The sequence below is a fragment of the Streptomyces sp. NPDC003077 genome (genome assembly GCF_040611095.1).
Classification (GTDB): domain Bacteria; phylum Actinomycetota; class Actinomycetes; order Streptomycetales; family Streptomycetaceae; genus Streptomyces.
The window spans coordinates 120,698-144,795 of the sequence record NZ_JBEXNM010000010.1; the positions used below are offsets into that span (position 1 = coordinate 120,698).

Below are 24,098 nucleotides of genomic sequence, written 5' to 3' on the forward strand. Positions count from 1 at the left end.
GCAGGAATCCGCGACGGCCGCGACCGTGACCTCACTGCGGGGTCCACGCCGTGAGCTTTCCCCCTGACGGCGGCGTGGGCTTGGAGGTCCGGTACCCCGGGGGAAGCGGCTTGTCCCCCCGGTGCCGCTTCCCCCGCACACTTCTTCTGGGGCGCTGGTGACGTTTGGGGGTGCTGGTGCCATGCCACCGGTCGGCCTGTCGCGGGCGGGCCCGAGTCCTCGTCCGGCGCCCCCGCTACTGCCTCCTGCTGCCGTCCCCTGTCCCGGGCCCCGCGCGTCAACCGTGCGACAGTCCGGCGCAAAGGTCGTCCGAGGCGGCGCGCGCCCCGTCCACCGGCGCGGACGAGTGGGAATCACCGGTCCCGGGAGAACCATCACCCCTGGCCTCCGCCCCGGGAGCGCCCCCGGTCCGAGTCCCGGCGTGCCCCGTCCCCTGCCCGTTCCTCCCGCCCGGGGACTCCACCGGCCGGTCCGCCTTGATGGCCGCCCACAGCTCGTCCGCCGCGGGCTGGGCGACGGTCACCCGGTCGCCCAGGGAGTGCCACGGCAGCGTCACGAACGTCGTGCCGCGCAGGTCCAGGTCGCGCAGGGACAGGGCGAAGGAGAGCAGCTTGTTCGGGGAGTCCAGGCCGGGGTCGACGGTCATGGACTTGGTGGCGGCGTCGGCGAGCGGCAACAGGGTGGTCGGGTTGAAGCCCTGGCCCTTGATCTTTTTGAGCAGGCTCGCCAGGAAGGCCTGCTGGCGCTGGATGCGGCCGATGTCCGAGCCGTCGCCGATGCCGTGCCGGACGCGTACGTAGTCGAGGGCGTGCTGCCCGGAGACGGTCTGCGGCCCCTTGGGGAGCACCAGACGGCCGCGCGAGCCGCGGCGCGGGTTGAGGTCGCCCTCGTACACGTCTTCGGGCACGCACACCGGCACGCCGCCCACGGCGGAGGTCATCCGGGCGAACCCCTGGAAGTCGATCACCACCGTGTGGTCGACGCGGACGCCGGACATCTGCTCGATGGTGTTCTGCGTGCAGGCGGGGTTGCCCGCGCGGGTGCGGCCGACCGAGAAGGCGGAGTTGAACATGGCGTTCCGGCGCGGCGCGGTCCAGCTTCCGTCGGGGAGTCGGCACGGCGGTATGTCGACCAGGGTGTCGCGCGGGATCGAGACGGCGACGGCGTGCCGGCCGTCCTCGTGGACGTGCAGCAGGATCGCGGTGTCCGACCGGCCGACGGTGCCCCGCCCGCCCCCCAGCGCGTGGTTGTCGCCGGCGCGCGAGTCCGTGCCGATGAGCAGGACGTTCCGGCCGCCGACCGCCACGGCGGGGCGGTCCGGGCTCATGCCCTCCGCGCCGAACGTGGTGATGTTCCCGTCGATCTTGAAGTAGATCCAGCCCGCCCCCACGGCGAACAACACCAGCAGCGACAGCAACAGCAGCCCCACCGCCCGCAAGGGCCGACGCCCACCGTGACCGCCCACTGTCGTCCGGTTGCCCGCCGCCATAAGCACCCTCGTCCACACGGCTGTGCACGGAAGTAGCCCTCGTACTGACATAGACGGCCGGCACCGGCCAGAGGTTGTGAGCCGGTCGTCGGTTCGCCGGTCGTGAAGGGCGGATCCGGTCACGGGGGTCCCTCGGGCATCACTGGGCTCAGTGGGTGGCGCCTGACGGTGGGAGAGAAGCCTGGACGAGGGGGAGGCCCCGCCCTCACAGCACCGACAGGCCGCGCCTCCCCGTGCTCAACAGGCTCCCTGTGCTCCCTGTACTCGCTGGCCTCTCTGTGCTCACCTGCCTCACACGCCATCGTCCGCGCGCTCTTGGCGCGCCCGCGCAAGGGGTGGTGCACTCTGGGACAACCGAGGGCGGGCGCCGGCCCTAGCGTCATGGCATTCCGTGCCACGCGCGCCGTGGACGCCCGGATCTCGGCACCCAGAGGCCGCTATGGCCCGTACGGTGTCGCCCCTCGGGCGGACCCGTGGTCGTGCAATGTGCGCACAACAGGCATTCCGGACGAAGGGACATCCCATGCCGTACATCACCGTGGGCCAGGAAAACACCACGGACATCGACCTCTACTACGAGGACCACGGCTCCGGGCAGCCGGTCGTCCTCATCCACGGCTACCCGCTCGACGGCCACTCCTGGGAGCGGCAGAGCGCCGCGCTGCTCGACGCCGGCTACCGGGTGATCACCTACGACCGCCGCGGTTTCGGGCAGTCCGGCCAGCCGACGACCGGTTACGACTACGACACCTTCGCGGCCGACCTGAACACCGTGCTGGAGACCCTCGACCTGCGGGACGCCGTCCTGGTCGGCTTCTCGATGGGCACCGGCGAGGTCGCCCGGTACCTGTCCACCTACGGTTCCGGACGGATCGCCAAGGCCGCCTTCCTGGCCTCGCTGGAGCCGTACATGCTCAAGACCGACGACAACCCGGACGGGGTGGCGCCGAAGGAGTTCTTCGACGGCGTGGTCGCCGCCGCCAAGGCGGACCGGTACGCGTACTACACCGCCTTCTTCCAGGACTTCTACAACCTCGACGAGAACCTGGGCACCCGGATCAGCGAGGAGGCGGTCCGCAACAGCTGGAACACCGCGGCGAGTGGCGGGTTCTTCGCCGCGTCCGCCGCGCCGGCCACCTGGTACACCGACTTCCGGGCCGATATCCCGGCCATCGACGTGCCGGCCCTGATCCTGCACGGCACGGCCGACCGGACCCTGCCCATCGACGGCACCGCGCGCCGCTTCCACCAGGCGCTGCCGTCCGCCACGTACGTGGAGATCGAGGGCGCTCCGCACGGCCTGCTGTGGACCCACGCGGAGGAGGTCAACGAGGCGCTGCTCGCCTTCCTGCGGAAGTGACGCCGTACCGCCGGTAACGGCGCGTCGCGCGCGCCGGCGCGCGGCGGTGTGAAGTGCGCGGCGCATGACGGGCGCCGGCTCCCCACGGTGGGAAGCCGGCGCCCGTGTGCGTGCGCCTGGAGTCGCCGAATCCGCAAGCCGGATGTCAGCTGTCAGCGGCGCGGCCGATCGCCGCGCGGGGCCAGGGTGACGTGGCGCGGCAGGTCGGGGGCGGGGAGGCGTTCCCCGTCGTAGCCGCTCACGGTGCCGAAGCGGTCGGACGCGTTCTGCCAGTCCTCCCGTGCCCGGACGATGTCCTCGTGCTTCCGGCCGATGAAGTTCCACCACATGACGATCTCCTCCCCGAACGGCGTCCCGCCGAGCAGGACCGCACGGGCGGCGCCGTCCGAGACGTTCGTCAACGTCAGAGTGGCGCGGCCGGTCGGCAGGTAGCCGAGCTCGCCCGGACACAGCAGGGTGCCGGCCATCCGTACGTCCCCCTGGTCGACGAGCAGGCCGTGCTCGAAGGCGGGGTCCACGTCGAGCGTGACCGACGCGCCGGTCTCCAGGACGATCTCGGCGCCGAGCAGCGGTGTGAACGTCCGCACCGGGGACACGTCCCCGGCGAGCGCCCCCAGGAACACCCTGATCTCCGCGCCGCCGACCCGTACGGGTCGGGGCACGTGGTGCTGGAAGTCCCGCGCCGCGTGCCGGTGTTCCTCGGGGAGCGCCACCCACAACTGCACCCCGTGCAGGACGGTGGTCCGCTCGGTCGAGACCTCCGAGTGGCTGATCCCGTGGCCGCCCGTCATGAGGTTGAGTTCGCCCGGCCGTACGAACGCGTGGCTGCCCAGGCTGTCGCGGTGCTCGATCTCCCCGCCGAACAGCCAGCTCACCGTCTGAAGGCCGGTGTGCGGATGCGGCGCGACGACCATGCCGCCCGTCTCGGCGACGTCGTCGGGGCCGTAGTGGTCGGCGAAGCACCAGGCGCCGATCAGCGTCCGGGAGCGCTGGGGCAGCGTCCGGCGCACGGTCATCGCCCGCGGCCCGCCCAGCGGAACGTCCCGGGCGGAGAGCACCTCGACCCCCGGCACCCGGTCGTCGTCCTCGGCGGGGCAGCGCAGCTCGGCGGGGTTCTCTTCGACGTTGCTCACGTGCGGGGCCTTCCCGTGACGGGTGATTGCCGGTTCAACAGGGTCGCTTCGCTTCGATCGTAGGCCGAGGCGGCGGGGACGGGTCACGGGGGAAGGGGCCTGGTCGGGGGCGGCCGGACGGGCGGGGCCGGGGCCGGAGGGTCCGCCCAACCGCCGACGGTCGGCGCCTGCTCCGGCCTCCGTTCGCCGACGGTCGGCGCCTGCTCCGGCCTCCGTTCGCCGACGGTCGGCGCCTGCTCCGGCCTCCGTCCGCCGACGGTCGGCGCCTGCTCCGGCCTCCGTCCGCCGACGGTCGGCGCCTGCTCCGGCCTCCGTCCGCCGACGGTCGGCGCCTGCCCCGGCCTCCGTTCGCCGACGGTCGGCGCCCCCGGCCGCCCCCTCACCCACCTGCGGACGAAGCACCCCCCACCGGCCCCCGGCCCAGCACCACCCTGGCGAGCAGCCCGCCCACCGGCCCGAGGACGATCGCCGCGAGCGTGATCCACAGCGGCCAGGGCGTCAGACCGAGGGCGTGATCGGCCGACCAGCGGCCCGGCCCGGTGAGGGCCAGGACCGCGGCGGTGACGACCAGGACCAGCGGGTACTCGTAACCGTCGTTCTGCACCCACAGCCCATGGCGCCACTTGACGATGGTCGCGACCGTCATCACGCCCATGGCCGCCGCGACCGCCCCGGGCGTGAGCAGCCCGGCGGCCAGGAACAGGCCGGCGCCTATCTGGCTGGCCCCCGCGACGAGGGCGGTGAGACGGCCGCCGCGGAACCCGTCCTGCCGGAATTCCTCGGTCCCGCCCGCCAGGCCGTGGCCCCCCAGCCGGAAGCTCACCTTCTGCACTCCGTGGCCGGCGATGAGGAGCCCCGCCACCAGCCGGAGGACCAACAGTCCCGCGTCCATCGTCTTCCCGCCCGTTCTCGTCCGTTCCTGTCCGTGCCCGTTCGTCGCCGTCCGAGCCCGGAGTCCTGCTGTGTGTCCGTCCGGTGCCGGGGTCAGCCGGCGGCGTGCTCGCCGATGACGGCGTGCGCGTAGACGAGGCCCAGGCCGTAGGCGCCGCCGTGCTCCTTCACCACGTCGGTGACGGCGCCGTACGTCTCCGTGCGGGCCCAGTCGCGCTGGAACTCCAGGAGCACCTGCAGCCAGGTCACCGGCACCGCGCCGGCCTGGACCATGCGCTGGACGGCGTGCTCGTGGGCCTGCGGGCTCACGCCGCCGGACGCGTCGGTGACGACGTAGACCTCGTAACCCTGGGCCAGCGCGGAGAGCGTCGGCAGCACGACGCACACCTCGGTCCACAGACCGGCGATGACGAGCTTCTTGCGGCCGGTCGCCTTGACGGCCTCGACGAAGGGGACGTCCTCCCAGGCGTTCATCGAGGTGCGGTCGACGATCTCCTGACCGGGGAAGACCGCGGCCAGCGGCGGGAGGAGCGGACCGGAGAACGACTCGGCCGCCACCGTGCTCAGGACGGTGGGCACGTCGAAGGTCTTGGCGGCCTTCGCCAGGCCCACGGTCGCGTTGATGATCGCGGTGCGGTCGCCGCTGCCGGTGCCGAAGAACATCTGCGGCTGGTGGTCGATGAACAGCACCGCGCAGTTGTCGGGGGTCAGCAGGTCGGGGCTGGGGGAGGCGGTGACGGCGGAGATGTCGGTGAGGGTGGCGGTGTTGGCCATGAGAGGTGACCTTTCGTAGAGGGGCGGCCCGGTGGGGGCGTCCCGTAAGGGCGGTACGGACGGTCGTCCGCCCGCTGCGGTGCGGTGATGGAACGTGCCGGGACCGGCGGGGTCAGGGCCGGGCGGCCGGTCCCGGTGGCTCGGATGGTTCAGGTGGCCGGGGTGGCCGGGGTGGCTGAGGTGGCCGGGGTGGCCGAGGTGGCCGAGGTGGAGCAGGTGGGTCAGGAGGGCCAGGTGGCTCAGAGCGCGAAGCAGGGGTCGAAGGGCACACTCCCGGCGCCCGGGCTCGCGGTATCCGCGCTCGCGGCGCCCGCGCCCCCGGCGCTCACGCCGGCGTCCGGCGTGAGCGCGCGCCGGGCGCGCCACTGGCGGTGCTGCTCCGACTCGGCGACGACCTGGCCGATCAACTCCGCCTGACGGGCACCGGAACGCCCCTCCGGGCGGGCGGCCTGGTAGCCGCCGAACCGCGCCACCGGGCTCCACGCGGGGGAGACGGGCGGCAGTTCCTCGTCCAGGCCCTCGTACTCACCGGCGGCGTACACGATCCGCCCGCCGGTGACCGTCAGCAGCGACTCGATGTGCGCGATGTCCGGCTCCGGCACGGCGAAGAAGTCCTCCGACAGGACCGCCAGGTCGGCGTAGCAGCCCGGCCGCAGCACGCCCTTGACCTCGTCCTCACCGGTCAGCGCGGCGCCCGCGCGGGTGTACATGGCGAGCGCTGTCTCCCGGTCCACGCGGTGCTGCGCCGAGCGGGTGGCCAGGCCGCCGACGGTCCGGCCGCTGACGAGCCAGTGCAGGGCGACCCACGGGTTGTACGTGGAGACCCGGGTGGCGTCGGTGCCGGCGCCCACGGTCAGCCCGCGCTCCAGCATGGCCCGCAGCGGCGGGGCGTCCGCGGCGGCGCCGGTGCCGTAGCGCCGGACGAACGCCTCGCCCTGGAAGGACAGGCGGTTCTGGATGGACAGCGCCCCGCCGAGGGCCGCGATCCGGTCGAGGCTGTCGGCGGACACCGTCTCCGCGTGGTCGAACAGCCACCGGTTCCCGTTGGGGAAGAGCCCCTCCGCGGCGAGCTTCTCGAAGACCGCGAGGTCGCGGCGGATGGTCTCGTCATAGGTGGCGTGCAGCCGGAAGCCCCACCCGTTCGCCATGAGGATGCGCACCGCCTTCTCGAACTCCACCTCGTAGTCGGCGGTGAGTTCGGGGCGGGGCTGCGCGAAGTTCTCGAAGTCGGCCGCCGCCCAGGTCAGGTTCTCGCCCGCGCCGTTCAGGCGCAGCCACGCGTCCCCGTCCCCGGGGCGCACCGTCTCCACCCAGCGGGCGAGGTCGTCGATCTCCTGGCCCGGCGTCTGCGGGAAGAGGTGGTAGGCGATGCGGACGGACAGCTCCCCGCGCTCGGCCAGCGCCATGACGGTGCCGTAGTTGTCGGGGAAGTTCTGGAACCCGCCGGCGGCGTCGATCGCCGAGGTCAGCCCGAACCGGTTCAGCTCGCGCAGGAAGTGCCGGGTCGATACCTCCTTGTCCGCGCCCTCCAGCACCGGCGCCTTGGCCAGCGTCGAGTAGAGGATGAGGGCGCTGGGGGCGGCCAGCAGCATGCCGGTCGGCTCGCCGTCCCGGCCGCGCACGATCTGGCCGCCCTTGGGGTCGGGCGTGGCCCTGGTGTACCCGGCGGCCTGGACGGCGGCGCGGTTGAGCACGGCCGACTGGTAGAGGTGCAGGACGAACACCGGGGTGTCCGGCGCCGCCTCGTTCAGCTCGGCGACGGTCGGCAGCCGCCGCTCGGCGAACTGCTCCGCCGACCAGCCCCCGACCACCCGCACCCACTGGCCCTTCGGCGTACGGGCGGCCTGCTCCCGCAGCATCGCCAGGCCCTGGCGCAGCGTCGGAACGCCGTCCCACCGCAGTTCGAGGACGTAGTTGAGCCCGCCCCGGATCACGTGGAGGTGCGAGTCGTTGAGTCCGGGGATCATCCGGCGCCCCAGCGCGTCGACCACCTTGGTGCCCGGCCCGATGTGCGGGGCCACGTCCCTGTCGTCACCGACGACCGTGATCACACCGTCCCGGACGGCGAGCGCCTCGGCGCGCGGCCGGCCCGGATCCCCGGTGTGGATCTTCGCGTTGCGGACGATCAGGTCCGCGGCCTCGTCAGTGGCCTGCGGAACCAACCCGCCGACCGGCACAGTCGACACCTTCGACAACCTCCTGTGGATCCTGTGGACGAGGGACGTCCGGCACTTTTTCCTTGATCGAGACCGAGACCGGACCCGTTCGGGTCGGTACGCGCCCGATTCGGTACGCGTTCGAGTCGGTACGTGTTCGAGTCGGTACGCGCCCTAGCCGATACGCCTCCGATTCGGTACGCGCCCGAGTCGGTCTGCGCCCGAGTCGATACCCGTCCGATCCGGTACGCGTCCGATTCGGCACAACGTCCGCACGGAAACGGCCGGTTCGGTACGTGCGCGTGCGGACGCCGGATCTTCGGTACGCGGACGGCGACCAGCCCCTTGCCACGCGGACGACGAGCAGCGCCGCTCGCAGCACCATGCTCGCCCGACCCGGCGTGCCCGTACGGCCGTTCAGTGCACCGCGTGCATCCTCAGAGCGCACTGATGCCCGCGAACGCCGCGTTCAACGGCGCATCGCACAGCACCGCACAGCACCGCACCGGCAGGCGGCGCCGCGCGCGAGCCGAGTCCGCCCGCCCTCGCCTCCCGCCCCCTCAAGCGGGCAGGCAGGCGCGGACGCCGTTCCGTCCGCCGTCGCTGAACGCCGACACGCGTTGCTGGGCGTTCCCGTGGTCCTGGGCGTTGGTCCAGGGCGTCTCATCGGCGAGCTCGGTCAGCGCCGCGCCCAGTTCGTCGGTGTCTCCCGGTTCGAACCGCAGGTCCTGGGCCCCGAAGAGGGTGGCCCCGGCCAGGCAGTCCGCCTGGAGCTCCTGGGCGGGTGCCTCGATCCCCAGGACGCGGCGCTGCACCGCGTGCCCCCATTCATGGGCGATGACCAGGTAAACCCATGAGTCCCCTTTGGCATACCCGTCTCGCATCAGCTTGCCGTCCCACGCGATGAAGTCACCGGCGGAGCAGTAGAAGGCGTTGTTCGCGAGCGCCGGCTGACCGCCGCACGCGGGGGCTCGCGGGGTGCCCGGGGTGTAGGTGCCGATCACCCTCGGGGACCGGTAGACGCCGGTGAAGTACGTGTTCCAGTTCGTCCGCCAGAAACGGTCCACCACCCCGACGGCGTCCCGGGCCTCCGTCTGCCACGCGTCGTCCAGGCGCTGCCCGCCGGGCGATCCGGCCTGTCCCCCTGGCGGGCCGCCGCCCGGTGCCCCTGACGGGCCGCCGCCCGGTGTGGTCACCCGTCCACCGCTGGACGCGCCACCCCCGCTCGGCGAGCCGCCGTCGTCCGAACACCCCACCACCAACGACGGAACGAGGACCACCCCCGCCATGAGAGCCACCCACCACGTGCCGCGACGCGCCGCCATGGGACCGCCTCCCCTCCCCGGGGCACCGGAAGCGGGCCGCGGAGCACGCCGGGAAGCGTGCCGCCCGCCCGAACGCCAGTGTCCCGAACGGAGGGCGGCGGGGGGAGTGCCGTACCAGGCGACGAGCACGAAGAACCCATGTGTGCCCGGGCCGCCCTACGGATCACGCACACGACATGCGACACGCCCCTCCGTGCCACTTCCCGTGGCGCGGAGGGGCGTTGATCACCTGCCCCCTCAGTGATGGCCGGAGCAGTACAGATGCTCCGACTGGACCCACCCGGCCCCCTCACGGTCCAGGAACCGGAACCGGGCCCACTCCCCGTCCTCCTGCTCCAGCCTCTTCCCCACTTCCACCCCTTCCCCAGGGTTCAGACGACCGATACGGAGATCGCCGGTGCTCGGCCCGGCGTAGTACGAATCCGGGCCCTCGGCATAGCAGGTGTCGCCTCGCCGCTGCTCGGCGCCGGCGGCGACGGAGACGGCGGCGACCCGGTTGCCGCTGGACTGGTGCCAGCCGCCGGACGCCACTCGGGGCAGGGGTCCGGCGGTGGCCGTCTGGGGCATCAGCCCGAGCGCCAGACCGGCACCGGTGGCCAAGAGGGCACCTATGGCGCCGGTGCGCCGCTTCGTGTTCGGGGACATCGCTCTGTCCTTTCGTCGTACGCGTCACCTCGGGGGCGCTCCTCCAGGACGGGCACCGCCGAGGCCGGGGCGGAAACCGTGCCGACCCGGCATACAGGGGGATGAACGGCGGTGGCGGGGACACAGGGGTGGGCGACGGTGACGCGTGGTCCATGGGAGGCCGGGCCGGTCATGGCGGTTGGCCGGACGGGCCCGGTGTGCCGGGGGACGCGGCGGCCTCCCGTCCCGGACAGGAGGGCGCGGGCGGGAGGCTTGATCGTCCGGGGCGGGAGTCAGCTCTCGCGGGCGGTGAGGGTGATGTCCGCCAGCCGCCCCGGGCCCTGCAGCGTCGCCCAGGTATCGGTGGCGGAGGGTACCTCGGGGCCGATCACCCGGCCCCGGTCGTCGATCGGCACGATGCGGTAGCTCCCCTGACTGGTCTGGCTCTTCTTGAACGCCCACAGTTGCGAGGTGTTCTTGAAGTTGGCGTTGCAGGGCTTCTGCCACAGGTGTGTGTTGTCCGTCTGGGGCACCACACACATGTCGTCGCTCGGCACGGAACTGATCTGGTAGACGTGCACCGCCTTGCCGTCGACGGTCTTCGGCTTGGGCGCTTCTTGTATCTTCCAGTACCGGTCCTTGTCGTTCACGACCGCGCCGTCGAACTGGATGCCGTAACCACTCGTCGTGCCGAAGCCGTCCACGGCCAGGATGACCCCGGAGTGGTGGGTGAGTTCCAGTTGGTACTGGCCTTCCTCCGGGGCTCCGTAGCCAGGGTGGTCCCCCGTGGCCGCGGTGGCGGGTGCGGCGGTGGCCGCGGTGGCGGCGGCGACGGCCGCCGCGATGAGAACGCCCGCGCGGCGTCCCCGGGACCGGGTGATGCGGTGCTGCATGGCTGCCTCCTCAAGGAGAGCTGAGACGGATCGGCCGGTACGCCGACCCATCTCCACGCTGCGGAGGCGATGGGGCTCCCGCATGGCTCGTTACGCCAAGCGAGGGAAGCGGTGCGCTCGGTGACGGCCCGGTCATCCGCCCTGCATGGGGCCGAATCCACCGCCTGACCAGCCGGAACGCGGGAGCGGCCGGACCGGCGGCGCGCTGCCCAGCGGACCGACGGGCGATGAGCGGACGGACGGGCGGCGAGCGGACGGACGGGCGGACGACGAGCGAACGGTGCCAGGCGGACGGTGCCGGGCGGACAACGAGCGCACGGGCGGGCGGACCGAAACCCGTACGCCGAACCGCCCGAACGCCTCGTCGCCCGCCCGGCGCCCGACGCGCCCCGCCTACCGGAACCCGGCCAACGGCACACGCCAACCCGCCGATTCCCACGAGCCGTTGACCAGGTACCTCACCTGTATGGCCCTGGCGTCCGAGCGCCCCGCCGGTCCGGGAGGGAGCGTGGGAACAGGCCCGGAAAGGCCGGGCCCCGTGCCAGCCCAGGAGCAGAGCCATGGAACACCGCACCGCCCGCAGGGCGACCCGCCGCACCAGCGTGCTGATAGCCACCGCGCTGTTGGCCGCGTCGGCGGCCACCGCCGCACCGGCCATCGCCGAGGAGGACCCCGGCGGCAACGCCCAGCAGGTCGAGACGGCCCGGCACCCGAACTACGCGGAACCGGACGAGGGCGCCTACGAGTTCAGCCTGGCCGGCGACCCCACCAAGAACATGATCCCGTACGAGTGGTCCGAGGAGGACGGCGCTCCCGTCACCGCCTACGGAGGCAACGCGACCGGCGAGCGGTCCTGGGACCTGGTGTCGGCGCGCGGCAAGTGGACGATCAATGACCAGGCCGTGGCGGTGTATCAGATCCGTTCCCACACCAACGGCACCCTGTGCGTGACCGTCGGCAAGTCCGTCATGGGCGCCGAACTGCGGCAGAAGACCTGCGACCCCAGCAGGGGCAACCAGGGCCAGTACTGGCTCTTCAGGAAGGCCGGCAACGGGACCTACCACCTCGTCCCCTGGAAGAACTACTCCCTGGTCGTGGGCCCGAAGGAAACGGGCGTCACCGAATCCCCGCTGACGCTGCAGGGCCGCAGCTCCACGAACAGGTGGAACGCCACCCGGACCGACGACTGAAGCGCCCCGAGCGCCCCTGAGACGCGCCCCTGAGACGCGCCCCACCACCCGGCCTTTCCCGCGCGAACGAGCCCCGCACACCAGGCGCCCCGACCCCGGCCACGCCCGTTCGGCCCGTCCGAGCGTCCCGGCGTCCCGGCGACCCGGTCGCTTGTCGCGCGGCGAGAGGCCGGGTCGGTTCGCGTAAAGCGGCAGGTTTCAAGGCGGGCGTGGCAGGTTTCTAGGCGGGCGTGGCGCGCTCACGGCGGCCGGCGATCCAGGCCGCGCAACCGATGGCAGCCATGCGGCCGGCACGCCAGGACCGATGGCAGCCATGCGACCGGCACACGGGCACGCCAGGTCGCCGGGGCCGGTCACGTCACGCCGGATGCCCACCCCCTACGGGACGGCCCTCGGCTCGCGCGGACGCGGCCACGGTGAGACGTGCCCCGGCGGCTCGGATGCTGGGCGTTCCCCGTCCCCCGACAGAGGTGAGGTCAGGCGTCACCGTTGAGCATGGCGGCCGTCAGGACGTTCCCGGCGACGCCCCAGCCGCCGTCGGCGACCTCGTCGATCAGTACGACGGTGGTGGGGCGGGCCCGCTCGCCGTAGATCTCCGCGTACAGGTCGGTGGTGCGCTCGACGATCTTCTTCTTGTCCTCGGCCGTGACGGTGCCCGCGGGAACCTTGAAGTGGGCGAAAGGCATGGGCTGTTTCTCCTTGATGAGTGGATCGCTTCCGTACGCGTAAGTGCGGTCGGAAGTGCGGTCGGAAGTGCGCGTCGGGAATGCGTGGCCGCAGGGCGTTCGTCGGCTGATGACGAGTCAGGGACCGAGTTGAGGAGCCGCCGGACGTGCCGCTACCCCCACGACGTCCGGAAGCGCCCTCACTCCCTCACTCCCTCACACCATCCCCCCGTTGGCCCGCAGCACCTGCCCGTTCACCCAGTGCCCCGCCGGACTGGCGAGGAAGGCGACCACCTGGGCGATGTCTTCCGGGGTGCCGAGGCGCTCCAGGGGCGGGGTCTTCGCGAGCTGGTCGATCTGCTCGGGCGTCTTGCCTTCGAGGAACAGGTCCGTGGCGGTGGGGCCGGGGGCGACGGTGTTCACGGTGATGTCCCGCCCGCGCAGCTCGCGGGCGAGGATGAGCGTGAGCGACTCGACGGCCGCCTTGCTCGCCGCGTACGCACCGTAGGCGGGGAACCGGGTGCCGACCACGGAGGTCGAGAACCCCACGAACGAGCCTCCGGAGCGCAGCCGCCGGGCGGCCTGCTGGGCGACGGCGAAGGTGCCGCGGATGTTGGTGCGGTACACGGCGTCGAGCACCGCCAGGTCGAGGTCGGCGATCGGCGACAGAGCGAGTCGGCCGGCGCAGTTCACGACGACGTCCACGCCGCCGAACTCGCGCTCCGCCTGGTCGAACAAGGCGGCGACCGCCTGCTCGTCCGCCACGTCTGCCCGCACGCTGACGGCCCGCCCGCCGACGGCGGTGACCGCCGCCACCGTCTCCTCGGCGGCAGCCGCGTCGCGGGCGTAGTTCACCACGACGGCCAGCCCGTCCTGGGCGAGCTTGAGGGAGACCGCCCGGCCGATACCGCGTGATCCGCCGGTCACGACGGCGACCCGCCCGGCCGCCGGAGAAGGACTGGAAGTGGGGTGGTTGGTGGTCATGTCCCCACGATGCGCGGCACCGGCCGACGGAACCAGGGGACGCCATCCCCTGTGTCGGCGGCCCGGCCGAACGCAGAATGGCGGGCATGGGTTCTGTGAGATACACCGAGCTGGGGGCCTTCCTCCGCTCGCGACGGGCACGCATCCGCCCGGCCGATGTGGGGCTTCCCCACGGGCCCCGCCGCCGTGTGCCGGGGCTGCGCCGCGACGAGGTCGCCCAGCTCGCCGGCGCCTCGGTGGACTACTACAACGAACTCGAACGCGGCGCCGGCTCCCAGCCCTCCGAGCAGATGATCGCCGCGCTGGCGCGGGCCCTGCGCCTGACCGCCGACGAGCGCGACTACCTCTACCGCCTGGCCGACCGCCCGGTGCCCGCGCAGGGCGGACCCGCCTCGCACGTCCACCCCGGCATGCTCGACCTGCTCACCCGCCTGACCTCGACACCCGCACAGGTGATCACCGACCTGCACGTCACCCTCGTACAGAACCCACTGGCGGTGGCACTGCTCGGGGACCACTCCGGCCTCCGGGGCGCCCGGGCCAGCTTCATCCACCGGTGGTTCACCGACCCCGAGGCCCGGCGGCTGTATCCCGAAGCCGACCACGCGGGCCAGTCCCGGGCCTTCGTCGCCGACCTGCGGGCAGCCGCCGCCAGACGGGACGCCAAGGACACCGAAGCCCGCACGATGATCAGCGAGCTGCTCGACACCTCACCCGAATTCGCCGCCCTGTGGGCCGACCACGACGTGGCATTCCGACGCGACGACCGCAAACGCCTCCTCCACCCCACCCTCGGCCTGATCGAGGTCAACTGCCTCAACCTGTTCAGCGAGGACGGCCGGCAGCGGCTGCTCTGGTTCACCCCCGCGGTCGGCACCGACAGCGCCGACCTTCTCGACCTGCTCGCCGTCCTCGGCACCCAGGAAGTCACCGGCCCGACACGCTGACGGACTCCCGGCCCCGGTGCCGGTCACCGGCGGAACCCTGGGGTGCCTTTGGGCTGACGACTGTCGGCTGACGGCTGACGGCTGTCGGGCGGGGGCTCCTGCGAGATCTTCGGGCTCGGATCGATCCCACGGAGGAGACGGTGCGAAGGTCCGAGTCCGCAAGGGACACAGCGCCCGTCCGGATCGCGTGTGCCGCAACGTGGCGACGCCGCCTCCGGGCGCGGGGAACACGCTCAGTAGACGCAGCATTTGTCCGACGCACCGGGCGGCCCTGAATACGCCCTCGGAGATCAGCCCAGCCCCCGCGCCGCCGCGCGTGCGGCCTCCAGGGCTCCGTTCAGAGCCGCCTGGCTGTCCATGTCGCGGCCGGCGTCCGCTTCGCGCGGATACGCGGCGGCGCTGCCGGCGATTCGGCTCAGCGCGTCCACGCCGCTGTTGTCGGCTCCCAAGCGAGCGAGTGCCTCGGATTCGGCGAGCGCCGTATCCACTTCGCGTACCCGTCGCGCGTAGGCCTCCAGCACCTCGACGCGTGCGACGAGGCCGCGATGAGCCTCGCCCAGCGGCTTCCGGCGCTGCCGGAGCGCGGCACGGCCTTCCGCGCTGGACACATCGCGTTCCGCGTCCGCCAGGAGATCCATGGGCTTCTGCAGCGCGGCCAGGTCGAAGGCGATCCGCCAGACCCTTTCCGGGAGCTCGGTCGCGTCACGTGCCGTGTCGAGCAGCCCTCGGGCATGCGCCTGCGAGGCCAGGACCTCGTGGACGCTGTCGTCCGCCCGGCGGACCAGATCCCGGAAGTCCGCCCGGAGCCGATCGGTGACAACGAAGGCGTCGCACAAGCGCACCGCCGTTTCCCAGTTGCGGTAATCCCGTACGTTGGCCGGCTCGTTACGGCGAGGAAAGAGCAGCTTCTCGATGACCGGGAGGACGAAGGCACCACCGAAGCCACCGAGCACCAGAGCCGGTATCAGCGCCGCCCACCACGGCCACCAGACAAAGAGCAAGCACGCGAGCACGATCAGAGCCGTGCCGATACCCACGAAGACGGTGAGAGTGCCATTGACCAGCACTCGCCCTCCCAGGCCCCAGGGCTGGGGCGCCCAGTCGGGCCGCGGCGGAGCCGACTCGCCGTGCGGGGGAACGCGCTCCGGCGGCAGGGCTTCCACCGCCTCGCGATCGGAAGCGGTGACGTCGGGGCGGAACAGGATGGGTGGCACGACAGGTCCTGGTCATACTCGGGCGAATACGGGCAGGCACTCATGATCCACTACGCGGCCGACGACGCTGAGCCGAAGCGCTCCCCAGTTGGTTGGCGGCGGTATCGGACAGTTCGCCGGGCGGGAAGTCTCGGTGGGATCTGCGGGACCGGATCCCACCGAGGAGACCGTGCGATGCCCCGCGTGCCCGGGGGCGCGGCGTCCAGCCGGGTCACGCGTGCTGCACGTGCGACACCGCCGAGCTGCGCGCGCACCACGCAAAACACCCCTCCGATCGCGTTTCCGCAGATCGGAGGGGTGTTGGAAGCGGTAGCGGTGGGATTTGAACCCGTCAGGATGACGCTTATCACCTGCGGGTTTCCCTAAGAACCGGACAAATCATGCCGATTCGATATTGCTGGATCCTTTGTCGTCTTATTGGATCGAGAAATGAGGCAGCTCACGAAGGTCAGGAGTGCAGCGGATCGTTGATGTCAACAGTGATCGACACTCCGGAAGTGGAAAGGAATACTGCGGAGTTAGCCGAAGCCTGAATTTCGGTGAAAGGGTTGGAATCCTCAAAGAAGAGAACCCACGCCAAGGAACCATCGGCGTGCAGCCGCACACAGAATCCGTATGAGCCGTGAGATATTCCCTCGCCTGCCCAGAGTGCACCTCCATCCGGCAGGGGGGCCGACCGGATCTTTCCGATGTCAGTCACCCAATCCGGGTCCTCCGTCAGTACCTCTTCGAGGTCGAATGCTTCCCCGATAGCAATCCCGCTCGCTGCATCGGAGCAGAGGGCGACTTCATATGATCGTCCGTCAGGGAAGTGCAGCCCGTCGAGCTCCGGAAGCTGGTAGTGCTCCCAGAGGTGCTCGATCGCGGTCAACTCTTTTTCTGGCATCCGCTCTTCCTCTTACGTTTTGACACATGTGTATGTGGCGGACGTTCTGTGAGCCCTGTGGGAGGTACAGGATTGCCTTGGGCGTCTCTGTTGAGCCCGGAATTCATGCGTTTCCGGAAGGCTTCTTTCCAAGTGATTCCATTGGGTGATGGCGGATATGGATCTCCAGGGTTGGCCCTGTGGATTGTAACAGGATTTCCAATTGCCCGAGCGGCATCGAGTAGTCGGTTGTCGTAGCTGACGAGCTTTTTCCTTGCCGGGCGTCCGATGGGCAAGCTCGATGTGTCAATGGCGCACTTTCGTGTTCTTCGCTCCACCTCGGGGCCCAACGGGAACGGGCCCTCGGGTTCGTGGAGCAGTTGTGGGAATTGACCCACGCACTGGAGAAGCGAGTACAACTACCCTTGGTCAACCTGCCCGGATTCACCGGCGGGGAAGTCCACCCCGGAGTGGATCTTCCGGCGGACCCCGTGGGCGCGGCTCGTGAGCTGAGGCGCTTCTGGAACTTGGGTGACGGTCCGGTCAAGCACCTCGCCCGGCGGTTGGAATCACATGGGCTCGTCGTCGTTGCCCCATCCGGGGCCGATCACGCTGCCGCCAAGGTGGACGCGTTCTCCAGCGCCGGGCTTCTGCGCCCCATGGTGGTGCTGACCCCTAACCGGGCCGACGACGTGCTGCGGTACCGGTTCAGCGCCGCGCATGAACTGGGGCATCTGGTGCTGCACTCGTCTTCCACCGGTGACAGCAGGCAGGAGCGCGAGGCCGACGCGTTTGCCGCGGAGTTCCTGACACCGCAGAAGTCCCTGCGGCCGTTGCTTCCTGAACGCATAGATCTCTCGCGGCTTGCGGTGCTCTCTCAGACGTGGGGGGTGTCGGTGAGTTCTTTGATCTACCGCTACCGCGAGTTCGGTCTTGTGTCCGACGCGACTATAAGCCGCGCCTACCAGCGACTGCGAGCACTGAGTACGCAGCCCGGGTTCGCGCCGGAGCCCGTACGGGGGTATCCGGGCGAGCAGCCGGTGATGCTGCGACGGGCATTCGAACTTGCCGCATCCGATACAGGGCTCACGATTCGAGAACTGGCCCACGAACTGGCCTGGAAGCCCTCGCGGGTCAGGGAACTGCTGGGCATGCCGGACACCCGGCCGGTGTTGCGGCTGCTCTAGCGGTTGGCGGCGGTAGCGGACGGCCGCCGGGCGGGAAGTCCCGGTGGGATCTGCGGGACCGGATCCCACCGAGGAGACCGTTCGATGCCCCGCGTGCCCGGGGGGGCGCGGCGTCCAGCCGGGTCACGCGTGCTGCACGTGCGACACCGCCGAGCTGCGCGCGCACCACGCAAAACACCCCTCCGATCGCGTTTCCGCAGATCGGAGGGGTGTTGGAAGCGGTAGCGGTGGGATTTGAACCCACGGAGGAGTTGCCCCCTCACACGCTTTCGAGGCGTGCTCCTTCGGCCGCTCGGACACGCTACCGAGACAGAGCTTAGCCCACTGGGGGCCGTGCGCCGAAATCGGTTCGATCGGCGGGCGGGGTGCGCGGGCGGGTGATCGTCTTGAGCAGGGCGGACGGACGGCCAGGATGTTCTTGGAGAGCCGGGGTGCTGCGGCTTGCGGGAAGGTCGGGGCTGGGGGAGCCGCAGATCCCGCACCCGCTCTCACCGCCCCCGGAAGAACCGCGTCAGCAGTTCCGCGCACTCCTCGGCCAGGACGCCGGTGATCACTTCCGGGCGGTGGTTGAGGCGCCGGTCGCGTACGACGTCCCAGAGGGAGCCGACGGCGCCGGCCTTCTCGTCGTAGGCGCCGTAGACGACGCGGTCCACGCGGGAGAGGACGATGGCGCCCGCGCACATCGTGCAGGGTTCGAGGGTGACGACGAGGGTGCAGCCCGTCAGGCGCCATTCGCCGGTGGTGCGGGCGGCGGCGCGCAGGGCCAGGACCTCGGCGTGTGCGGTGGGGTCTCCGGTGGCCTCCCGTTCGTTGTGGCCGGTGCCCAGGACCGTTCCGTCCGCGGACAGCACGACGGCGCCCACCGGGACGTCACCGGTCTCGGGGGCGCGCGCGGCCTCTCCCAGCGCCCGCCGCATCGGTGCGGTCCAGGGATCGCGCAGCGGGTCGGGCGCCGGAGGGGGGATGAGGGGGTCGGGATCGGGATCAGGATGGGGGAGGGGGGCGGTCATGCCTCCCAGTGTCGGGGAAGGGTTTCCGGTGCCGGGACGATCTCCCTGCGTCGGGGATGGCCTTCCTACGTCGGGGATGGTCTCCCAGTCCTGGTGAAGGTCTCCCGGCCCTGGTGAAGCCTCCCGGTGTCGGAGACGGCCCCCGGTGTGGGAGACAGCCTCCCGGTGCCTGCCGGGAAGGTCTCCCCCGTGTCGGGGCGGCCCCGGCGCCCGCCGGGAAGGCCCGTCGCGTCGGGACGGCCCCAGCGCCCGCCGGGAAGCCCGTCGCGCCGAGGACGGCCCCGGTGCCGAAGGAGCCCCCCGCATCGGGACGCGCGTCACCTCACCGCTTCGAGGACCTCCGTGCATCCGAGGGCTTCGGCGATCTGGGTCAGCGCGTCGCTGTCCAGGGACAGCAGCTCCCTCTGGTCGATCCCGAGGTCGGCGAGGAGCCCGGCGTCGCCGAGCGGTCCGTGGGGCGGGGCGGCCGGCGTGTCGGTGTCGGCCGCGGCTGGGTAGCCGGGCGGGGTTCCGTCCGCCGCCGTGGGTTCGCCGTCCTCCGTGCCGTCCAGGTCGAGGGTGTCGAGGTCGTCCGTGCCGTCCTCGTCGCGGCCGAGCAGTTCGTCGGTCAGCATGGCACCGTACGAGCTGCGGGCTGCGGCTGCGGCGTTCGAGATGAAGATGCGCGGATCGTCTTCGCCGTCCACGCGGACGACGCCGAACCATGTGCCTTCCTGCTCGATGAACGCCACCACCGTGTCGTCGTCCACCGCCGCCTCTCGGGCCAGATCGGCCAGATCGGTCAGGGTTTCCACATCGTCGAGCTCTGTGTCGCTCGCTTCCCACCCGTCTTCGGTGCGCGCGAGCAGTGCGGCGAAGTACACCGTGACTCTCCCACTGGTCATAGGCGTGCCGGGCCGGGCGGGACGGCGGTTGCGGCGCCGTAGGTCCCCGCCCATCGGAATCGTGGCAGAAACAACGCCTTCGCGCGGGGTCTTCGGCGCTGCGTCGTGCGGACGTTGTGAGAGATGTCGCTCATGTCCGTTGTGACGGAGGGGGCGGAAGTGGCTTTCTGCTACCAGCGGAACGTCCGCTACCAGCGGAACGTCCGCATTCGCATGGCCTGTCGCATACGCGCGGCCCGTGCCCGCCGCGGCTGCACCCGGTCGCGCAGCGCCTTGGCCTCGCTCAGCTCGCGGAGGAACTGGGCGCGTCGCCGGCGCCGGGCCGCGTCGCTCTCGCCGCCGCTCGGGGCGTCGTCCGCGTCGGCCGGGGCGGCCCGCTTCCGGGTGGGGCCCCGGTCGTCCGCGGTGTTCCGGTCGGCCGTCGTCCCACGGGCGTTGGGGCGTTTCCGCGTGCGGGGGCCGTCCTGGCCGGTGGGGGGCTTCGGGGGGCCGGGGGCCTTCCGGCCGGGCCGGCCGTTCGGGTCGTCGGGGCTGTTAGCGTCGTTCCGATCGGGCACCGCTTCACACCGCCTCGGGCCGAGGGTCACCGCCCGTCACCGATTCGGCCGACCGGGCGTCAGGGATCACCTTCCCCCGGCCGCTGTTTTGATACCACCGTGGCGGGAGGGCGCCGCCGGGAGCCGGGGGTTCCGGGCTCGGTTACTGTCGATGTCATGCGGATTCACGTCGTCGACCACCCGCTGGTGGCGCACAAACTCACTACGCTGCGCGACAAGCGCACCGACTCCCCCACGTTCCGGCGGCTCGCCGACGAGCTGGTGACCCTGCTCGCCTACGAGGCCACCCGCGATGTGCGCACCGAGCAGGTCGACATCGAGACCCCGGTGACGACGACCACCGGTGTCCGCCTGTCCCACCCCCGCCCCCTGGTCGTCCCGATCCTGCGGGCCGGTCTGGGCATGCTGGACGGCATGGTGCGGCTGCTGCCCACCGCCGAGGTCGGCTTCATGGGCATGGTCCGCAACGAAGAGACGTACGAGGCCCAGACGTACGCCACGCGCATGCCGGAAGACCTCTCCGGCCGGCAGGTCTACGTCGTCGACCCGATGCTCGCCACCGGCGGCACGCTGGTCGCGGCGGTGCGCGAGCTGATCGGGCGGGGCGCGGACGACGTGACCGTGATCTGCCTGCTCGCCGCGCCGGAGGGCGTGGCCGTCATGGAGCGCGAACTCGGCGGGGCGCCGGTGACCGTGGTCACCGCCTCCGTGGACGAGCGCCTGAACGAGGCCCGCTACATCGTCCCCGGCCTGGGCGACGCGGGCGACCGGATGTACGGGACGGCGGGCTGAGCGTCGGCCTCCGAGGAGCCCCGGGACGCGGTGTCCCGGGGCTTCTGTGGCGTTGAGCTCCTTCTGGGGCTTCGGTGACGACGCGGGGCGGGGTGAACGCCGGTCTCTGAGGAGCGCTGAACGCCGGTCTTTGAGGGCCCCGGGGCGTGGTGGCTCGGGGATTGCTTCCGAGCGCTCTTCGAAGCGTTCTGCAAAGCGTTTTTCGGAGCGTTTTTCGGAGTGTTTTCGGAGCGTCGAGGCTTCCCGGGAACTTCAGCGACGGCGCGGCAGTGGGCTCAGCACGTCGGGCTGGGGGCGGGGGACGCGGGGCGGTTCAGGGCGGCCAGGGCCTTGTCGGCGTCCGGGCGCTTGACCAGTTCCTTGAAGGTGTCGCCGATGATCAGATCGATGTCGGCGCCCGCATGGCCGTCGGTCCGGGGCTCGGCGCCCGCGAGCTGGGTGCCCAGGACCTTCAGCGCGCCCTCGCGGGCCGCCGCCGGGCCGAGCAGGACGCCGGTGCCCTTGACCTTCTTGTCGAGGGCGGCCGGGGCGTTCCCCACCTTGCCGACCTTGAAACCGCGTTTGCGCAGCTCGTCCGCCGTCGCCTTGGCGAGACCGCCGCGCGGCGTGGCGTTGAGGACGTTGACGGTGATGTCGGCGGGCCGGGGCAGCGGCCGGACGGTGGCGGGGCGGGCGGCGTTCCCGCCCGCGACCTGGCGGCACTCCTTCTTGTGGGACGCGCGGGGAGCGCTTTCCTTGCCGTCGAAGACGTCGATGAGCTGAAGGGTGCCCCAACCGGCCAGGGCGAGCGCGCAGACGGCGCCGACGATCGCGAGGACGATCCGCCGACGGTGGCGGGGACGGCGCAGCCGCGGATACCTGTCGCCCGTGACGCGGTACTTCTTACCGCCCATGCCCGGGGGCGTCAGCATGCTCATGGCCGCAGCGTAGTGCGGGCTGGGGGCCATGCCTACTAAACGATCAACGCGTGGCGCGAGACCCGACCCAAAAGGGCCAATATGCGCGCTGGTACCGCTTCACGAGGGCTGACATCGCGTCAGCCGCAGTGCCGGGTGGGGTGTGCGCGAGGCCGGGCGTGATGCCTGTGGGGATTGGGGGACGCCTGTGGGACCCACCGCGCTGTCTGTGGTGTCTGTCGCGGTGTCCGTGCGACCCGGCCGTGGCGTGCGTGCGACCTGGTGGTGGCATGCGTGCGCCCCGGTCGCGGCGTGCGTGGGTGTCCGGAGCGGTCAACCCAGTTCCAGGACGCGGGCGTGCAGTACCTGGCGCTGTTGCAGCGCGGCACGCACGGCGCGGTGCAGCCCATCCTCCAGGTAGAGATCGCCCTGCCACTTCACGACATGCGCGAAGAGGTCGCCGTAGAACGTCGAGTCCTCCGCGAGCAGCGTCTCCAGATCGAGCTGCTGCTTGGTGGTCACCAACTGGTCAAGGCGTACCGGGCGAGGGGCGACATCCGCCCACTGGCGGGTGCTCTCCCGGCCGTGGTCAGGGTACGGCCGCCCATTTCCGATGCGCTTGAAGATCACACGGAAAGCCTACCGGGCGAGCGGCTCCGGGCGCAGCCATGCCACAGGAGTCCGTAGGTGACAAATGGCGGCATTTGGGGAGGGGCGGGGTGGAACGGGGCCGACGAGGTCACGAGAGCCGCGCCGTGGGCCCCGGGGCGCCTTGCCGTGGGCCCTGGAGTGCTCCGCTGCGGGCACGTGCGTTGGGCTCGGCGCGGTGTCGCGTAGTGCTCCCCTTACGGGGTGCTCCCCTTACGGGGTGCTCCCCTTACGGGGGCGGCACGTCCTTTACGAGGAGAGGAGCGGCCTGCTCCTTATTGGGGGAAGTGGAGAAGCCCCTACCGGAGACCTTGGCCCCAGCTCTGGCCCCGGCCCGGGTCTTGGCCCTGCCCCGGGCCAGGCGAGTGGCAGGGCAGAGCATCCGGCAGGGCCCCCTTCTCAGCCGTTCGGCGACGTGGTGTGCCGGGGGCGGGCGGCGACGCTCGCGTCCGGTGTGGGGAGCGCGGTCGGCAGGCCGTTCGGACCGGGGAGGGTGGGGGACGCGAACGGTTCGTGCGTCGGGACCGGAGGCCGCGTGTTGGTGGAGGGCAGGGTGGGCGGTGTGGTCGGGACGGCGCCCGGCAGCGTGGTGCGCGGGGGCTCCGAGGAGCGGGTGGCCGGAGGCCCCGGACGGGAGGGCGAGGGGAAAGGGGAGTGCTCCGGCGTGCGCGTCGGAGAGGGGGAGGGGGACGGCGACACCGAGTGGGGCGGCGCGGCCGGCTCCCGCTGGGCCGGTGCGTCGTCCGGAAGCTGCGCCAGGTAGCCGAAGGCCGCCGCGGCTGCCGCTGCGACGGCGAGCGGCAGCGTGAAACGGGGGCGCGTCCACCGGCGCAGCGCCTCGCGCAGCCGCACCCCGCGGCGCGGCCCGCTGCCGGGTGGTGCGGCCGGGCGCAGGTCGCGGATGTCGATCAGGTCCGTGCGGGCCTGGAAGGCGCGGCGCAGCCGGACCTCGACGGGCCGTTCGGCGGGCGAGGCGCCGTCGGCCGCCGCCCCGTACCCGTAGGGGTGGGGACCGTCGGCCGGGTTTGCGGGGCCCGGTGCTTCGGGGGTGTTCACGACCGGCCTTCCAAGATCTTCTCCAGGGCGTCCAGGGCACGGCTGGCCAGGGACTTCACCGAACCGCGGCTGATGCCGAGCGTGACCGCGATCTGCGCCTCGGTCAGGTTGCCCCAGTAGCGCAGGACGAGCACCTCGCGGCGGCGGGTGGTCAGCTGGCCGAGGGCGGCCAGGACTTCGCGGTGTTCCTCGTCCAGGACGATGCGTTCCTCCGCGGAGGGCGCGTCCGCCTCGTACGGAGGGACGTAGTCGCGGGCGGTGCGCCGGCGCCGCAGCACCGAGCGGGCGGCGTTGACGACGGCGGTGCGCAGGTAGGCGAGCGCGTTGTCGACCTCGTCGAGCCGCTCGCCGTGGCGCTTGTAGAGCGCGGCGAACGCGTCCTGCACGACGTCCTCCGCGGTCGCCCGGTCGTCCACGAGCAGGACGGCCAGCCGGACCATGGTGAGGCGGTGCGCGTGGTAGAGCTCGCTGATCGTCGGCCGGGGGTCGGACGCCGAGGACGCGGTGGGCGGATCGATGCCCCCTACGTACGTCGGGGTGGCCCCGTAGGCCGGGGCG

The 24,098-nt window shown here is 71.7% G+C and carries 23 protein-coding genes, 1 tRNA gene and 1 pseudogene; 5 read left to right on the top strand and 20 right to left on the bottom strand.

Translation table 11 applies throughout. The features are described from left to right. Positions 1-277: 277 nt before the first annotated feature. Positions 278-1,489 (bottom strand): LCP family protein, encoded by a 1,212-nt coding sequence (locus tag ABZX96_RS09970; protein ID WP_355540783.1) that lies wholly within the window; start codon positions 1,487-1,489, stop codon positions 278-280. Positions 1,490-2,012: 523 nt separating this feature from the next. Here ABZX96_RS09970 and ABZX96_RS09975 point away from each other — a divergent pair. Continuing rightward, positions 2,013-2,849, top strand: coding sequence for an alpha/beta hydrolase (locus ABZX96_RS09975; protein WP_355540785.1), 837 nt, complete (start codon positions 2,013-2,015; stop codon positions 2,847-2,849). Positions 2,850-3,001: 152 nt separating this feature from the next. Here the strand turns inward: ABZX96_RS09975 and ABZX96_RS09980 are convergent, their stop codons facing one another. The 7 genes from ABZX96_RS09980 to ABZX96_RS10010 all read right to left on the bottom strand — a co-directional run bounded on the left by ABZX96_RS09980 (position 3,002) and on the right by ABZX96_RS10010 (position 10,645). After that, complete coding sequence (locus ABZX96_RS09980; protein WP_355540788.1) at positions 3,002-3,982, bottom strand: pirin family protein; 981 nt, start codon at positions 3,980-3,982, stop codon at positions 3,002-3,004. A gap of 379 nt (positions 3,983-4,361) precedes the next feature. Continuing rightward, entirely contained in the window at positions 4,362-4,874 is a 513-nt protein-coding gene (locus ABZX96_RS09985) for a DoxX family protein (protein ID WP_355540791.1), read from the bottom strand. Positions 4,875-4,966: 92 nt separating this feature from the next. Further along, positions 4,967-5,647 (bottom strand): hydrolase, encoded by a 681-nt coding sequence (locus tag ABZX96_RS09990; protein WP_355540794.1) that lies wholly within the window; start codon positions 5,645-5,647, stop codon positions 4,967-4,969. 239 nt (positions 5,648-5,886) lie between these two features. Continuing rightward, positions 5,887-7,833 carry an amidohydrolase gene (locus ABZX96_RS09995; RefSeq protein ID WP_355540797.1) on the bottom strand — a complete coding sequence of 649 codons (1,947 nt, stop codon included), beginning with the start codon at positions 7,831-7,833 and terminating at the stop codon, positions 5,887-5,889. A gap of 530 nt (positions 7,834-8,363) precedes the next feature. Then, positions 8,364-9,128 carry a hypothetical protein gene (locus ABZX96_RS10000; RefSeq protein WP_355540800.1) on the bottom strand — a complete coding sequence of 255 codons (765 nt, stop codon included), beginning with the start codon at positions 9,126-9,128 and terminating at the stop codon, positions 8,364-8,366. 237 nt (positions 9,129-9,365) lie between these two features. Further along, positions 9,366-9,773: an SH3 domain-containing protein gene (locus ABZX96_RS10005; protein WP_355540803.1), complete on the bottom strand. Its 408-nt coding sequence runs from the start codon at positions 9,771-9,773 to the stop codon at positions 9,366-9,368. 272 nt (positions 9,774-10,045) lie between these two features. Then, positions 10,046-10,645 (bottom strand): hypothetical protein, encoded by a 600-nt coding sequence (locus ABZX96_RS10010; RefSeq protein WP_355540806.1) that lies wholly within the window; start codon positions 10,643-10,645, stop codon positions 10,046-10,048. Positions 10,646-11,205: 560 nt separating this feature from the next. On the opposite strand from ABZX96_RS10010, the gene ABZX96_RS10015 reads away from it, so the two are divergent. Further along, the gene (locus ABZX96_RS10015) at positions 11,206-11,835 is read left to right on the top strand and encodes an RICIN domain-containing protein (protein WP_355540809.1); all 630 of its coding nucleotides are present in this window, start codon (positions 11,206-11,208) and stop codon (positions 11,833-11,835) included. Between the two features lie 476 nt (positions 11,836-12,311). Here ABZX96_RS10015 and ABZX96_RS10020 read toward each other — a convergent pair whose 3' ends face one another. Together ABZX96_RS10020 and ABZX96_RS10025 are read right to left on the bottom strand one after the other, a co-directional pair. Next, on the bottom strand, positions 12,312-12,521 hold the full coding sequence (locus ABZX96_RS10020; protein WP_030639585.1) for a 4-oxalocrotonate tautomerase family protein: 210 nt from the start codon (positions 12,519-12,521) through the stop codon (positions 12,312-12,314). A gap of 195 nt (positions 12,522-12,716) precedes the next feature. Beyond that, positions 12,717-13,484 (bottom strand): SDR family oxidoreductase, encoded by a 768-nt coding sequence (locus ABZX96_RS10025; protein WP_355540812.1) that lies wholly within the window; start codon positions 13,482-13,484, stop codon positions 12,717-12,719. Positions 13,485-13,561: 77 nt separating this feature from the next. Between ABZX96_RS10025 and ABZX96_RS10030 the strand changes: the two genes are divergently transcribed. Further along, positions 13,562-14,431: a helix-turn-helix transcriptional regulator gene (locus tag ABZX96_RS10030; protein ID WP_355540815.1), complete on the top strand. Its 870-nt coding sequence runs from the start codon at positions 13,562-13,564 to the stop codon at positions 14,429-14,431. Between the two features lie 290 nt (positions 14,432-14,721). Here the strand turns inward: ABZX96_RS10030 and ABZX96_RS10035 are convergent, their stop codons facing one another. Together ABZX96_RS10035 and ABZX96_RS10040 are read right to left on the bottom strand one after the other, a co-directional pair. Beyond that, complete coding sequence (locus tag ABZX96_RS10035; protein ID WP_355540818.1) at positions 14,722-15,645, bottom strand: hypothetical protein; 924 nt, start codon at positions 15,643-15,645, stop codon at positions 14,722-14,724. Between the two features lie 448 nt (positions 15,646-16,093). Next, entirely contained in the window at positions 16,094-16,531 is a 438-nt protein-coding gene (locus ABZX96_RS10040; RefSeq protein ID WP_355540821.1) for a hypothetical protein, read from the bottom strand. Between the two features lie 350 nt (positions 16,532-16,881). Between ABZX96_RS10040 and ABZX96_RS10045 the strand changes: the two genes are divergently transcribed. Continuing rightward, complete coding sequence (locus ABZX96_RS10045) at positions 16,882-17,697, top strand: ImmA/IrrE family metallo-endopeptidase (protein ID WP_355540824.1); 816 nt, start codon at positions 16,882-16,884, stop codon at positions 17,695-17,697. 219 nt (positions 17,698-17,916) lie between these two features. Here ABZX96_RS10045 and ABZX96_RS10050 read toward each other — a convergent pair. The 4 genes from ABZX96_RS10050 to ABZX96_RS10065 all read right to left on the bottom strand — a co-directional run bounded on the left by ABZX96_RS10050 (position 17,917) and on the right by ABZX96_RS10065 (position 20,148). After that, positions 17,917-18,003 (bottom strand) — tRNA-Ser (locus tag ABZX96_RS10050). Between the two features lie 182 nt (positions 18,004-18,185). Continuing rightward, on the bottom strand, positions 18,186-18,707 hold the full coding sequence (gene tadA / locus ABZX96_RS10055; RefSeq protein ID WP_355540827.1) for a tRNA adenosine(34) deaminase TadA: 522 nt from the start codon (positions 18,705-18,707) through the stop codon (positions 18,186-18,188). 317 nt (positions 18,708-19,024) lie between these two features. Then, on the bottom strand, positions 19,025-19,591 hold the full coding sequence (locus ABZX96_RS10060) for a hypothetical protein (protein ID WP_355540830.1): 567 nt from the start codon (positions 19,589-19,591) through the stop codon (positions 19,025-19,027). A gap of 188 nt (positions 19,592-19,779) precedes the next feature. Then, positions 19,780-20,148 carry a hypothetical protein gene (locus ABZX96_RS10065; RefSeq protein WP_355540964.1) on the bottom strand — a complete coding sequence of 123 codons (369 nt, stop codon included), beginning with the start codon at positions 20,146-20,148 and terminating at the stop codon, positions 19,780-19,782. Between the two features lie 156 nt (positions 20,149-20,304). Here ABZX96_RS10065 and upp point away from each other — a divergent pair, with 156 nt between their 5' ends. Beyond that, a complete protein-coding gene (gene upp / locus ABZX96_RS10070; protein WP_355540833.1) occupies positions 20,305-20,940 on the top strand; it encodes a uracil phosphoribosyltransferase in 636 nt (211 codons plus the stop codon). A gap of 275 nt (positions 20,941-21,215) precedes the next feature. On the opposite strand, the gene ABZX96_RS10075 is transcribed toward upp, so the two are convergent. The 4 genes and pseudogenes from ABZX96_RS10075 to ABZX96_RS10090 form a co-directional block, all read right to left on the bottom strand. Beyond that, the gene (locus ABZX96_RS10075; RefSeq protein ID WP_355540836.1) at positions 21,216-21,857 is read right to left on the bottom strand and encodes a LytR C-terminal domain-containing protein; all 642 of its coding nucleotides are present in this window, start codon (positions 21,855-21,857) and stop codon (positions 21,216-21,218) included. A gap of 312 nt (positions 21,858-22,169) precedes the next feature. Further along, on the bottom strand, positions 22,170-22,466 hold the full coding sequence (locus tag ABZX96_RS10080) for a type II toxin-antitoxin system VapB family antitoxin (RefSeq protein ID WP_003986294.1): 297 nt from the start codon (positions 22,464-22,466) through the stop codon (positions 22,170-22,172). A 417-nt stretch (positions 22,467-22,883) separates the two neighbouring features. Next, positions 22,884-23,540 (bottom strand): hypothetical protein, encoded by a 657-nt coding sequence (locus ABZX96_RS10085; protein WP_355540839.1) that lies wholly within the window; start codon positions 23,538-23,540, stop codon positions 22,884-22,886. Further along, a pseudogene (locus tag ABZX96_RS10090) lies at positions 23,537-24,025 on the bottom strand (sigma-70 family RNA polymerase sigma factor); the annotation flags it as partial. The pseudogene ABZX96_RS10090 and the gene ABZX96_RS10085, both read right to left, overlap by 4 nt. Positions 24,026-24,098 lie beyond the last annotated feature (73 nt).

Excerpts from the sequence above, each read along its gene's own strand:
- ABZX96_RS09970 (WP_355540783.1), bottom strand. The coding sequence starts at position 1,489 with ATGGCGGCGGGCAACCGGACGACAGTGGGCGGTCACGGTGGGCGTCGG.
- ABZX96_RS10005 (WP_355540803.1), bottom strand. The coding sequence starts at position 9,773 with ATGTCCCCGAACACGAAGCGGCGCACCGGCGCCATAGGTGCCCTCTTG.
- tadA (WP_355540827.1), bottom strand. The coding sequence starts at position 18,707 with ATGACCGCCCCCCTCCCCCATCCTGATCCCGATCCCGACCCCCTCATC.
- ABZX96_RS10060 (WP_355540830.1), bottom strand. The coding sequence starts at position 19,591 with ATGACCAGTGGGAGAGTCACGGTGTACTTCGCCGCACTGCTCGCGCGC.
- ABZX96_RS10040 (WP_355540821.1), bottom strand. The coding sequence starts at position 16,531 with ATGCCAGAAAAAGAGTTGACCGCGATCGAGCACCTCTGGGAGCACTAC.
- upp (WP_355540833.1), top strand. The coding sequence starts at position 20,305 with ATGCGGATTCACGTCGTCGACCACCCGCTGGTGGCGCACAAACTCACT.
- ABZX96_RS10075 (WP_355540836.1), bottom strand. The coding sequence starts at position 21,857 with ATGAGCATGCTGACGCCCCCGGGCATGGGCGGTAAGAAGTACCGCGTC.
- ABZX96_RS10025 (WP_355540812.1), bottom strand. The coding sequence starts at position 13,484 with ATGACCACCAACCACCCCACTTCCAGTCCTTCTCCGGCGGCCGGGCGG.
- ABZX96_RS10010 (WP_355540806.1), bottom strand. The coding sequence starts at position 10,645 with ATGCAGCACCGCATCACCCGGTCCCGGGGACGCCGCGCGGGCGTTCTC.
- ABZX96_RS10020 (WP_030639585.1), bottom strand. The coding sequence starts at position 12,521 with ATGCCTTTCGCCCACTTCAAGGTTCCCGCGGGCACCGTCACGGCCGAG.
- ABZX96_RS09985 (WP_355540791.1), bottom strand. The coding sequence starts at position 4,874 with ATGGACGCGGGACTGTTGGTCCTCCGGCTGGTGGCGGGGCTCCTCATC.
- ABZX96_RS10015 (WP_355540809.1), top strand. The coding sequence starts at position 11,206 with ATGGAACACCGCACCGCCCGCAGGGCGACCCGCCGCACCAGCGTGCTG.
- ABZX96_RS10030 (WP_355540815.1), top strand. The coding sequence starts at position 13,562 with ATGGCGGGCATGGGTTCTGTGAGATACACCGAGCTGGGGGCCTTCCTC.
- ABZX96_RS10000 (WP_355540800.1), bottom strand. The coding sequence starts at position 9,128 with ATGGCGGCGCGTCGCGGCACGTGGTGGGTGGCTCTCATGGCGGGGGTG.
- ABZX96_RS09990 (WP_355540794.1), bottom strand. The coding sequence starts at position 5,647 with ATGGCCAACACCGCCACCCTCACCGACATCTCCGCCGTCACCGCCTCC.
- ABZX96_RS09975 (WP_355540785.1), top strand. The coding sequence starts at position 2,013 with ATGCCGTACATCACCGTGGGCCAGGAAAACACCACGGACATCGACCTC.